Genomic DNA, 11,926 nt, shown 5'->3' with positions numbered 1-11,926 from the left:
AATGCATGCCAAAGCGGTTGGTTACTTGATCGCTCCAAGAAGCAGGCCGGAGCGCATGAGCCGGCTCAAAAGCCCGGCCATGACCATCATCGGAATGATGGCAACGAGGGCGGCAGCGGAAATCGCCCACCATTCGTCGCCGCGCTGGCTGTTCTGGCCGGCAACGAGAATGGGCAGCGTCTGCCATTTGGAGTTGGTCAGGAACAGCGCGAACAGGAACTCGTTCCAGACGAAGGCGAGCGTGATCATGAAGGTGGCGATCAGACCCGGCTTCGACATCGGCAGCACAATGCCGAAGAAGATCCGCCACGACGGCACGTTGTCGACCATCGCCGCCTCCTCGACCTCCACCGGCAGCGCCTCGAAGAAGTCGCGCATCAGCCAGATGACGATCGGCAGCGAGAAAGCGATATAGGCGAAAGTGAGGCCGATATAGCTGTCGACCAGCTTGAAGCCGAGTTTGCCCATCTCGGTGTACATCAGGTAGAGCGCAAAGGCAGCGACGATCGGCGGGAACATGCGCTGGCTGACGAACCAGAAGACGATGTCGTTGTTGCCAAGTTCCGGCCCCGGAAGGCGAAAGCGGCTCGAGATCACCGCAAGCGCGAGCGCTGCGACAAAGGCATAGACCAGCGAGATGCCCTGGCCGTAGCCAAGCACATGGCGGCCGAGCAGGAAGCCGCCGAAGGCGATCACCACGAAGATCAGTGCCGAGAGCAGGCGAAAGCGGAAGGTGAAGCGCACCAGCGCATAGGCTGCCATGGCGCCGATGAAGGTCGCGGCGATCGACGCCGAAAGGCCGATGATTGTCGAGGCCAGGAAGGTGTTGAAGAACTGGCCACGCTGGCCCGACAACAGCTCGCTCCAGGCCGTCAAGCTCGGTTCGAAATCAACGAAGGGCAGATAGGTCGGCCCGCCGACGACGGCGATCGGCGTCTTGAACGAGGTGATCAGCACCCAATAGAGCGGAAAGAAGGTGATGGCGAGCCAGACGAGGCAGCCGCCGAGCGCCAGCCAGCGCCGTTTCCCTTTGAGAGTGCGCACGCTCATTTGTGCTTCTCCAGATAGGGCTTGAGGATGGCGAGATAGACGAGACCGATCACCGTGATGACAATCAGGAACAGGAACGAAAGCGCCGAGGTGTAGCCGAGGTTGAACTTCTTGAAGCCTTCCTGATAGGCAAACAGCGTCAGCGTCTCGGTCGATATCCCCGGCCCGCCGCCGGTCATGACGAAGACCGTGTCGATGATCTTGTAGCTCTCGATCAGCCGGATGAAGACGACGGCAACCGAGATCGGCAGGAGCATAGGAAAGGTGATGTCGCGGAACTGCTGCCAGGGCGTGGCATTTTCGAGCGCGGCCGCCTCGTAGACGTCGTCGGGCAAGGTCTGCAGCCCGGCAAGCAGCATGAGGATGACGAAAGGCGTCCATTGCCAGACCTCGACGGCGATGATCGAGCCGAGTGCCCAACTGGTCTGGGTGAGGAACGGCAGGTTGGGGAACCCGATTGCCGTCATCAGTTCGTTGAGCGGGCCCATCGTCGGGTTCAGCACCTGGCGGGCGATCAGCGCGACGGCGACCGGCGCCACCAGCATCGGCAGCAGGAAGCTGACGCGGAAGATGCCCTCTCCCGGCACTCTAGAATTCAACGCCAACGCCACCGAAAGGCCGATCACATATTGCAGCCCGACGGAGATGAAAGCGATCAGCGTCGTCGTTCCCGCCACATGCCAGAACCGCGGGTTCTGCAGGAGATCGAGATAGTTGCCGAAGCCGACGAAGCGGGCCGGCGTCGGCGGCACCAGCCGCATGCTCATGAAGCTGGTCGTCAGCGAATAGACGAGCGGGAAGATCGAGATCATCAGCACGATGATCAGCGCCGGCCAGATGAAGAAGTGCTTGATCGGGTCGTTGCGCGTCATGCGGACGCCCCGCGCGCAAGCAGCGCCTCGATCTCGGCCAGCGTCGGCATGGCGGGCGCGGTGCCGCGGCGGGTGACCGCGATGCCGGCGGTGGCGCAGCCGAAGCGTACAGCGTCAACGGGTGAAAGGTCGCGGGCGAGCGCTGCGGAGAAGCCTCCGACAAAAGCGTCCCCCGCCCCGGTCGTGTCGATTACCGGCCCGCTGGCGATCGCCGGCACCAGCACCGACTGCTCGTGGTTGTGATAGAGCACGCCGCGTTCACCGAGCGTGATCAGCGCCGTTTTCGCACCCTTCTTCAGGATCGCGTCACCGGCACGACGAACGTCGTCTTCCGTGGCGAGCGCAAAACCGACGATGGCTGCGGCTTCCGTCTCGTTCGGCACAAGATAATCGCAGAGCGGATAGATCGCATCCGGGAAGGCTTCGGCCGGCGCCGGGTTGAAGACGGTGATGACGCCGGCCGCATGGGCAATTTCGAGCGCCCGCCGAGCGGCGGCCACCGGCTGCTCCAATTGGGTGACGAAGATGCGCGAACCTTCGATCGTCTCGCGCGCGGCCTCGACATCGTCGATCCCGATCGAGCCGGCGGCTCCCGGATAGACGATGATGGCGTTTTCGCCGTTCTGGTCGTTGACATAGATGAAGGCAGCCCCCGTCGGCAGATCGTCCATCTCAACGATCTTCGGCGTCACGCCGGCCTCGGCATAGGTGCGCAGCGCCATCTCGCCAAAGGTGTCGCGGCCGAGCTTGGAGATGAAGGAAACGGGACTTCCCGCCCGAGCACAGGCGACCGCCTGGTTCGAGCCCTTGCCACCCGGCCCGACGGAAAAGCCGCTGCCGGTAATCGTTTCACCGACAACCGGCATGCGCCGCGCCAGATAGGCCGTGTCGGCCACGAAGATGCCAAGGATCGAAACACCAGTCTTCATTCAAGCCTCCCCCTGCGACCGCACCGCAAGCAAAGCGGCGTGTCCAGGCAATCTCTCGCGATTTCATCTGTCGTCTCGTGCCGCGCGGCGACCGCGCGGTCCGTCAGGTCTTGGGCGGAATGACGCCCTTGGTGAAGAGGAAGCAGCCATAGAAGCGCGTCTCGCCCGTGGTGATGACGCAATAGGCCTTCTTGGCTTCCTCGTAGAACTTGAAGCGCTCGATGCCGTACATCGGCGCCGATTTACCCTCAGCGCGATCGATTACCGCCTGCACTTCCTGCTGCACGGGCAGCACTTCGTCGGGCGCACCCATCACCTCCATGCGCCCGGCCGAAGGCTGCAGCGGCGTATCGAGCGGCAGTACGGAAAGCACCGCTTCGACGGCACGCGCGGCCGAGACGTTGTCGATGCGCAACAGCGTGCCCAGCGTGGTCTTGCGGGCAATGGCGTCGGACGGGAAGTTGGTGTCGGAAATGACCAGCGTGTCGCCGTGTCCCATGGACCTGAGCGCGTGCAGCACATCGGCATTCAGCGCCGGATCGATATTCTTCAGCATACAGTCCTCCTCCTGGCGCGCTCCGGTTTCCGTGGCGCGCAATGCATTCCCCCTTGCAGGCGAACGCGTCTCCCTACTGTTCACTTGTCCCACAGCGCGGGCCGGCTCCCCCCGCCCCGCGCGTGGTGGCTCTCCTACTCGCCGTAGGGGATCCAGATGTTCTTGACGTCCGTCGCGCGGCGCAGATAGGCTAGGCCTTCTGCCGCCTCGCGATCGAGCCAGTTCGTCGCCTTTCCGTAGTCGACAAAGGTGCGCTTCAGGTTGCCGACCGAGAGCCTCTCCGCGAGGGTCGAAAGTTCCGCCGAGCCGAAAGCCCAGAGCGCATCCACGTCGTTGTGGCTTGCGAGCGTCTTTGCCAGTTCGATCGTCGAACCGGTGACGATGTTGACGACACCGGCCGGGACGTCTGATGTTTCGAGCACCGTATAGAAATCGGTGGCCGCCAGCGGATGCTGTTCGCTCGGCACCACGACGACACGGTTGCCGGCGGCGATCAGCGGCGCGACCAGGCTGATCATACCGAGCAGCGGCGCTTCCGGCGGGCAAACGACGCCGACGACGCCGATCGCCTCGGGGATCGCAAGTGCTACGCCGCGAAGCGGCGGCTGGTGGATCGCGCCTTCGTACTTGTCGGCCCAGGCGCCATAGGTGAAGAGGCGTGCGATCGAGGCTTCGACTTCCGCCTTGGCGTTGGCCGCAGACGCGCCGGTCATGTCGGCGATCCGATCGGCGAATTCGTCCGCACGGCCACTCAGGTTTTCGGCGATGTAGTAGAGGATCTGCGCGCGGTTGTGCGTCGTTGCCGACGACCAGCCGGATGCGGCTTGCGCTGCGACGACTGCGTTGCGGATGTCCTTGCGGTTGCCCTCGCCGACCTCGCCAAGCACCTTGCCCTTGGGCGAGAGCACGTTGCGGTTATAGTTGCCATCCGGCCGTGCCTGCTTGCCGCCGATGAAAAGCTTGGCGGTACGGTCGACGTCAGGCATGGCGAAATCGCCAGCCACGGGCTTCAATGCCGGTTCGGCGGCGGCGGGACGCAGCTTTCGGCCGACCCAAGCCTTCGGCTTCAGATATTCGTAGCAGCCCTCGCGACCACCCTCGCGGCCGAAGCCGGATTCGCGCTTGCCGCCGAAGCCAGCAGACGCATCGAAGAGGTTAGTCGCGTTGACCCAAACCACACCGGCGGCGAGCTTGGCCGCGACATGCAATGCCAGGCCGATGGTCTCGCTCCAGACGCTGCCGGCAAGGCCGTAGCGCGTATGGTTGGCAAGCTGGATCGCCTCTTCCGGGGTGCGGAAGGTCATGGAGACGGCGACGGGGCCGAAGATCTCTTCCGTCGCAACGATCGAGGTCGGCTGCACGCCGGTGAGCAGGGTCGGCGGATAGAAGCTGCCGCCCTTCGGCAGTTCGATCTTCGGCTGATGCAACGCTGCTCCTTCGGCGACGCCCTTGGCGACCAGGTCTTCGATCCGCTGCAACTGCACCGGCGCGACGATCGCTGCCATGTCGATCGCCTTGTCGAGCGGATGGCCGACGCGCAGCGTCTGCATGCGGCGCTTCAGGCGCTCGTAGAACAGCGGTGCCACGCCTTCCTGCACGAGGATGCGCGAGCCGGCGCAGCAGACCTGGCCCTGGTTGAACCAGATGGCGTCAACCACGCCTTCGACGGCGCCGTCGATATCAGCGTCGTCAAAGACGATGAAGGGTGACTTGCCGCCGAGTTCGAGCGTCAGCGACTTGCCGGTGCCGGCAGTGCGCTCACGGATGAGGCGGCCGACTTCGGTCGAGCCGGTAAAAGCGATCTTGTCGATGTCCGCATGCTCGACAATCAGCGCGCCGGTTTCACCTTCGCCGGTAACGACGTTGAGCACGCCGGCCGGAAGACCTGCTGCAGCGGACAGTTCGGCAAAGAGCAGCGCCGTCAGCGGCGTAAACTCCGCCGGCTTCAGGATCACGGTGTTACCGAGCGCCAGAGCGGGCGCGACCTTCCAGGCGAGCATCAGGAACGGGAAATTCCAGGGAATGACCTGGCCGACGACGCCGACCGGAACCTGATCGGCAAATTCGGTTTCCTGCAGCTGCGCCCAGCCGGCATGGTGATAGAAGTGGCGGGCGGCCAGCGGCACGTCGATGTCGCGGGTTTCGCGGATCGGCTTGCCGTTGTCGATCGCCTCGACCACGGCGATCAGGCGCGCGTGGCGCTGGATCATGCGGGCGAGCGCATAGAGATGGCGGGCGCGGGCATGGCCCGGCAGCTTCGCCCAGGCGGCTTGCGCCTTGCGGGCAGCGGCGACGGCATCGTCGACATCCTTGGCACCGCCGAGCGCGATCTTTGCAAGCAGCTTGCCGGTTGCCGGCTCGTTCGTCTCGAAGGTCTTGCCGGACGCGGAGGCGACGAAGGCGCCGTTGATGAAGTGGCCGAATTCGCCCTTGTGGCGCGCCAGCCACTGGCGGGCTTCCGTGTCGGCTTCCGGTGCTGGACCATAGGACATTTCGTCAAAATACCTTGCGACAGTCATCGGGATCATCCAATCGGGTGACGGTTGAGGGCCGAATAGGCGCCGGTAACGTGGTGTTCGAGCTGGCGCTCGATATCGGCAAGCAGGCTCGATGCGCCGATGCGGAAGAGATCCGGCTCGAGCCATTCGCGCCCGAGCTCGTCCTTCATCAGGAACTGGTAGTTCAAGATGTCCTTTGCCGCAGAAATGCCGCCCGCCGGCTTGTAGCCGACCTTGAGGCCGGTCTGCTCCTGATAGGCCCTAATCATGCGCAGCATGATGAGCGTCACCAGCAGCGTGGCGTTGACGCCTTCCTTGCCGGTCGAGGTCTTGATGAAATCGGCACCGGCCATCATGCAAACGAGCGAGGCGCGCGCGACGTTGCGCAGCGTCTTCAGGTCGCCGGTCGCAAGGATCGCCTTCACATGGGCATCACCGCAGGCGGCACGGAAATCGCGCATCTCGTCGTAGAGCGCCTGCCAGTTGCCGGTCAGCACATGCTCGCGGGTAATGACGATATCGATTTCCTTGGCGCCATCGGCGACAGACGCCTCGATTTCCCGCAGCTTCACATCATGCGGGATGAGGCCGGCCGGAAATCCGGTGGAGACGGCAGCAACGGGGATACCGGACCCTTCGAGCGCCTCGACGGCGGTCGAGACGAAGCGATGATAGACGCAGACAGCGCCCGTCGTGATGCCGCGACCGCCCATGCCGAGCGCGTCGAGCAGATCCTGGCGCACCGGTTGGCGCGCCTTGGCGCAGAGCCGCTTGACGCGCTCCGTCGTGTCGTCGCCATTGAGCGTCGTGAGGTCGATGCAGGTAACGGCTTTCAACAGCCAGGCGGCCTGCGCGTCCTTCTTCACCGTGCGGCGACCGGGCAGCGTCGCAACGCGACGCTCGGCGGCCGACAGATTGACGCGCTGGTCCAGCACCCAGCCAAGATCGAGATCGATGCCGTTGTTGCGCGGCCAGTTATGGCCCACCGCCGGCGAATGCGCGGCCTTCGGCGCGCCAGTTTTCACAGCAAGGTCTTCCAAGCGATGGCTCCTTGAACTCCCTGTCACGACCAGCCGCACTCGAGCACAGCCGCCGAGAACTCATTTTTGTTATTTTTCTATCGAATTTTTGTGACTATTCCATCAAGAACAGAGAGTGTCAAGCGAGACACGGCCGTTTTGACGATTTCGTAATATTTTTGCGGATGCCGCCTTCACAGGCCCGGCAGCTGCGTTTCGCCCTCTTCGGTGATGATAGAGCGAAAAACGCCGATTGGCGCGAAAAAAGCCGGCTTCAGCTTGCCGATCTTGCTGAGGTCGACGACCAGATGGCTCTCGCGCGCCAGCGAGATGACCTTCTGCTTCACCGACACTTCGTGGAAATGCACGCAGGTCGCACCACGCGCCGGATCGATGCCGGCGGCCGACAGGAAGGCGACGTTGATGCCGAGCGAATCGAGAGTCTCCAGACCGGAGTTGCCGGAGAAAGACGCAGACGAAGGGTGATAGACGCCACCAAGCATGACGATCCGAACATTCGGCTTATGGGTCAGCTTCTCCGCCACGTTCAGAGAATAACATACTGCTGTTATTGAATAATTCTCGGGAACGAGGTCGACGAGATATTCGAGTGTGGTGCCGCAATCGATGAAGATCGTCTCGTCCGGGCGGATATGGCGCGCCGCGTGGACACAGGCCTCGCGCTTGGCGGCAGCGTGGCTGTCGGCCTCGCGTGCCAGCTCGTAGGGCGCATCGCCTTCGATCTCCGACGCCGGCACGATATGTCCGCCGAGAAAAGCAAACTGGCCGGGATTGTCGGCAACGTCACGACGGATCGTCATTTCAGAGACGCCGAGCAGGGCCGCGGCGTCGCGCAAGTGCAGGACTCTCCGTCCTGAAAGGGCATCTGCGAGCTGGATGATGCGGGCTGTCTTGCGGCTGACCATAATTTCTTCCGTGTCCGACGAGTTCTGCAGCCGTTCATGGCGTGAACAGGTTTTGTGAAAAATATCACAAACCATCTCCCCCAAGCAAGAGGAGTCACATTGATTGAAAGCGACCTGATCGCGGCCGGGGAGCCCATCGCCAAGAAATGACAACGGCGGACCTACCGGCCCGCCGCTCCGCTGTCGTCATATCAATCCGCGAGAAGAAGCGGACGAGGCGCTATCACGCGCTGATCGGAGCCGTCCGGTCGGAAAGCCAGCCCACCGTCTCCGGTTCAAGCAAGCCGTCCAGTTCCTGCGCGACGCGACGGTGATAGGCATCGATCCAGGTCCGCTCAGCCGCCGTCAGCAAGCCGAAATCGGCCAGCCGCAGATCGATCGGCACCAGCGTCAGGCTGCGGAAGCTCAGGAAACCGTCGCCGTCGTCGACCACCTCCACCTGGTTTTCGATGCGGATGCCGTAGGCGCCGGCCTTGTAGTAGCCCGGCTCGATCGTCGTCACCATGCCCGGCTTCAGCTCGATCTCGTTGACGCGGCGATCGAAGCGCTGCGGCTGTTCGTGGACCGAAAGAAAGTGACCGACCCCATGGCCGGTGCCGTGGTCATAATCGAGACCAAGATCCCAGAGCGGGCGGCGGGCAAAGGCGTCGAGCTGGTGGCCGAAGCTTCCCCTGGGGAATTTCAGCGATGCCATAGAGATCAACCCCTTAAGGACGGCCGTGTAGGCCCGCCGGATCTCGTCGCTGACCGGACCGATCGCCGTCGTGCGCGTGGCATCGGTGGTGCCGGTCAGATACTGCCCGCCAGAATCGAGCAGATAGACGCCGTCCTTGCGGATCAGCCCGTTGCTCGCCTCGGTGGCTGCGTAGTGACACATGGCGGCATGACCGCCGGCTGCCGAAATCGAGCGGAAGCTCGGCTCGACGAAACTTTCGGCCATCTGGCGATAGGCGAGGATACGCTCTTCCGCTTCCAGTTCGGTCACCGGTTTTCCGCTCGCCTCCCGTTCGGCGGCGTGCCGCTCGAGCCAGGCAAAGAAGCGAACCCAGGCGGCGCCGTCCAGACGGTGACAATCGCGGAAGCCCGAGAGCTCGGTCGTGTTCTTGTGCATCTTGGCGAGCGTGATCGGGCTCTTCGCGAGCTGCACGGTGCCGCCTGCGGCGCGTGTGGCATGGGCCGTGGCCGACGGGGCAAATCCGGGATCGATCAGCGCCGTGCGTCCGGCCGCCATCGCCCTGACGCGGTCGAGCAACTTGCCAGGCTCGGCAATGGCAACATCGTCAAGCTCGAAGTCCGAGAGGTCGTTCGGAAGCTTGCGATGATCGACCAGCCATTCCGTTTGCCCGGCGCGGTCGAAGATCAGGAAGGACTGCGGCATCGGGTTGAAGGCGACGTCGCGGCCGCGGACATTGAGGAACCACGCGATATTGTCCGGCTGCGTCTCGATCAAAAGATCGGCCCCCTGCTCCGCCAGCATGGCGGCGATGCGGCGCTTCTTCTCGGCAACGCTTTCGCCGGCATTGGCGACCGGGAAGGCGGTGATCTTGCCGAGCGGTTTTTCCGGCTGGTCGGTCCAGATCGCGTCGACAAGATCCCCGTCGACAGGCGTCCAGACGCCACCCGCCAGCTCGACCGAGCGGCTGCAATCCGCATCCCAGGTGGACGGCAGCAGCATCGCATTGAAGCCGACGCGTTCGCCGTTGCGCAGATTGTTCTTCAGCCAATCCTTGAGCGGTGCGTCATAGAAGTGTTCGATCGCGAAGGTGCCGAGATCCACTTCGTCGCGCACCTGCACCTGATAGCGACCATCGACGAAGATCGCGGCGCGGTCGCGCATGACGATCGCCACGCCGGCCGAGCCAGTGAAGCCGGTGACAAAGGCCAGTCGATGGTCGTGTGGCGCGCAGTATTCGCCCTGATGTTCGTCGAAGCGCGGCACGAGGTAGCCGTCGAGCCCCGCTTCCGCAAGTTTGCGCCGCAGCGCGCCGATGCGGCCGGAGATATCCGGCCTTGCTCTCGTATCCATGATGTCTTTCCTATCGAGTGGCGTTTGAGGCGTCGCCGATCGTCTCGGCGAAATGGCAGGCGGTCATGCCCGATCCGACCGGGCGCAACGCCGGCTTTTCGCGGCGGCAGCGTTCGGTCGCGTGCGGGCAGCGCACGTGGAAGGGGCAGCCGGGCGGGATGGCGAGCGGGCTCGGCAGCTCACCCGACAGTGCCGGCGTGCGACGCCTGGCGCCCGGGTCAAGCGACGGTGCGGCAGCAAGCAGTCCCTTGGAATAGGGATGCATCGGCTTCGAAAACAGCGCCTCCGACGGGCCTATTTCGACGATGGCGCCGAGATAGATGACGGCGACGCGGTGCGAGACATGGCGTACGAGGCGAAGGTCGTGGGCAACGAACAGCACCGTCAGGCCCAGCTCGTCCTGAAGTTCGATAAGGAGATTGACGACCTGCGCCTGCACCGAAACGTCGAGCGCGGAAACGAGTTCGTCGGCGACCAGGCAGGTCGGTTCCAGCGACAGCGCCCGCGCAATGCCGATGCGCTGGCGCTGGCCGCCGGAGAACTCGTGCGGGAACTTATCCGCGGCCCCTTCGGGCAGCCGCACCAGATCCAGCAGCTCGTCGACGCGACGATCGATCGCCGCTCCATCGCGCATGCGATGCACCGTGATCGCCTCTCGCAAGGTATCGCGCACGGTCATGCGGGGGTTGAGCGAGGTATAGGGGTCCTGAAACATCATCTGGACGCGCCGGTTATAGGCGCGCCTCCGTGCCCCCTTGAGGCCGACGACGCTCTCGCCGTCGAACAGGATATCGCCTGATGTCGGCCGGTGCAGGCCGGCGATCAGGCGCGCAAGCGTGGACTTGCCGCAGCCGGATTCACCGACGATCCCGAGCGTCTCGCCGGGCATCACATCGAGATCGATGCCGTTGACCGCCGAGACGACCTGCTGCGGACGGCGGGCGAGCGTGTCGGACAGCGAGCGCCGTTTCTCGAACTGGATCGACAGCGCACGCAGCGAAAGCAAAGGCGTTGTGCTTGCTGAAGTGGGCATGATCATTGCGCCGCCTCCCGCGGTCCGAAATGCGCTTGGGCATCTTCAAGATGATGGCAGGCAACGAGCCGCGACGAACCAATCACTTCGAGCGCTGGCCGAATGTCAGGACATTCGCGTCCTGCGACCGGACAGCGGGCGCTGAAGGCGCAGCCGCCTGGAAGCGCGTTCAACGCCGGCGGCGCGCCGGGGATCGAATAGAGCGGCGTTCGCGGCGCAACGTCGCGCGGGATCGAGCGCAACAACCCCAAGGAATAGGGATGGCGCGCGTCGGCGATCACATCCGTCGTCGTACCGACTTCGCAAAGCCTGCCACCATACATGACGGCCACGCGATCGCAGGTCTCGGCGACGACACCCATGTCATGGGTGACGAGGATCACCGCCATGCCGAGATCGCGGCTCAGCGACTGGATGAGCCTGAGGATCTGGTCCTGGATGGTGACATCGAGCGCCGTCGTCGGCTCGTCGGCCAACAGCAGCTTCGGATTGGAGGCAAGCGCAATGGCGATCATCACCCGCTGGCGCATGCCGCCGGAGAACTCGTGCGGGAAATCGTCGAGACGATTGCGGGCGCCGGGGATGCCGACGAGGTCGAGCAGTTCGATCGCGCGTGCCTTCCGCGCTTTTGCGTCGAGGTTCGTATGCGCCACGAGGTTTTCCTGGATCTGCAGGCCGACCGTCAGCAGTGGATTGAGCGACGACATCGGCTCCTGGAAGATCATCGCAATCTCGCGGCCGCGGATGCGCCGGAGACGCGCCTCGTCGAGCGGAACGAGGTCGCGGCCGTTCCAGAGGATTTCGCCGGCGACCCGGCCGCGCGGCCGGATGATGCCGAGGATCGAGCGCAGCGTGATGCTCTTGCCCGAGCCGGATTCGCCGACCAGCCCAAGGATCTCGCCCTGCCCCACCTGGAACGAGACGTCGTCCACCGCGACCAGTGGGCGATCTTGCGGGCCGAACTCGGTTCGAAGGTGCCTGACGTCGAGCACGACCGGTTTTTCTGTGCTTTTCATC

General features: G+C 63.9%; 10 protein-coding genes. All 10 read right to left on the bottom strand.

Going from position 1 to position 11,926, the window contains the following annotated elements; translation table 11 throughout:
* Positions 1 to 21: 21 nt before the first annotated feature.
* The 10 genes from IB272_RS20040 to IB272_RS19995 all read right to left on the bottom strand — a co-directional run bounded on the left by IB272_RS20040 (position 22) and on the right by IB272_RS19995 (position 11,925).
* On the bottom strand, positions 22 to 1,050 hold the full coding sequence (locus IB272_RS20040; RefSeq protein WP_034799447.1) for a carbohydrate ABC transporter permease: 1,029 nt from the start codon (positions 1,048 to 1,050) through the stop codon (positions 22 to 24).
* On the bottom strand, positions 1,047 to 1,922 hold the full coding sequence (locus tag IB272_RS20035) for a sugar ABC transporter permease (protein WP_034799444.1): 876 nt from the start codon (positions 1,920 to 1,922) through the stop codon (positions 1,047 to 1,049). The genes IB272_RS20040 and IB272_RS20035 overlap by 4 nt, the downstream gene beginning before the upstream one ends.
* Positions 1,919 to 2,851 (bottom strand): ribokinase, encoded by a 933-nt coding sequence (rbsK, locus tag IB272_RS20030; protein WP_060586191.1) that lies wholly within the window; start codon positions 2,849 to 2,851, stop codon positions 1,919 to 1,921. The genes IB272_RS20035 and rbsK overlap by 4 nt, the downstream gene beginning before the upstream one ends.
* Before the next feature lie 103 nt (positions 2,852 to 2,954).
* Positions 2,955 to 3,407: an RbsD/FucU family protein gene (locus IB272_RS20025; protein WP_060518285.1), complete on the bottom strand. Its 453-nt coding sequence runs from the start codon at positions 3,405 to 3,407 to the stop codon at positions 2,955 to 2,957.
* A gap of 134 nt (positions 3,408 to 3,541) precedes the next feature.
* The gene (locus tag IB272_RS20020) at positions 3,542 to 5,926 is read right to left on the bottom strand and encodes an aldehyde dehydrogenase family protein (protein WP_192444782.1); all 2,385 of its coding nucleotides are present in this window, start codon (positions 5,924 to 5,926) and stop codon (positions 3,542 to 3,544) included.
* Between the two features lie 5 nt (positions 5,927 to 5,931).
* Complete coding sequence (gene deoC, locus IB272_RS20015) at positions 5,932 to 6,945, bottom strand: deoxyribose-phosphate aldolase (protein ID WP_192444780.1); 1,014 nt, start codon at positions 6,943 to 6,945, stop codon at positions 5,932 to 5,934.
* 173 nt (positions 6,946 to 7,118) lie between these two features.
* Complete coding sequence (locus tag IB272_RS20010; RefSeq protein WP_034799429.1) at positions 7,119 to 7,850, bottom strand: DeoR family transcriptional regulator; 732 nt, start codon at positions 7,848 to 7,850, stop codon at positions 7,119 to 7,121.
* 223 nt (positions 7,851 to 8,073) lie between these two features.
* Positions 8,074 to 9,876 (bottom strand): aminopeptidase P family protein, encoded by a 1,803-nt coding sequence (locus IB272_RS20005; protein WP_192444778.1) that lies wholly within the window; start codon positions 9,874 to 9,876, stop codon positions 8,074 to 8,076.
* Between the two features lie 10 nt (positions 9,877 to 9,886).
* On the bottom strand, positions 9,887 to 10,915 hold the full coding sequence (locus IB272_RS20000) for an oligopeptide/dipeptide ABC transporter ATP-binding protein (protein WP_348646798.1): 1,029 nt from the start codon (positions 10,913 to 10,915) through the stop codon (positions 9,887 to 9,889).
* Complete coding sequence (locus tag IB272_RS19995; RefSeq protein WP_060518295.1) at positions 10,912 to 11,925, bottom strand: ABC transporter ATP-binding protein; 1,014 nt, start codon at positions 11,923 to 11,925, stop codon at positions 10,912 to 10,914. The genes IB272_RS20000 and IB272_RS19995 overlap by 4 nt, the downstream gene beginning before the upstream one ends.
* Position 11,926: the final 1 nt, after the last annotated feature.

It is taken from the genome of Ensifer sp. ENS08 (assembly GCF_014852195.1).
Taxonomy (GTDB): domain Bacteria; phylum Pseudomonadota; class Alphaproteobacteria; order Rhizobiales; family Rhizobiaceae; genus Ensifer; species Ensifer adhaerens.
This window is presented reverse-complemented; position numbering and strand designations above follow the sequence as displayed.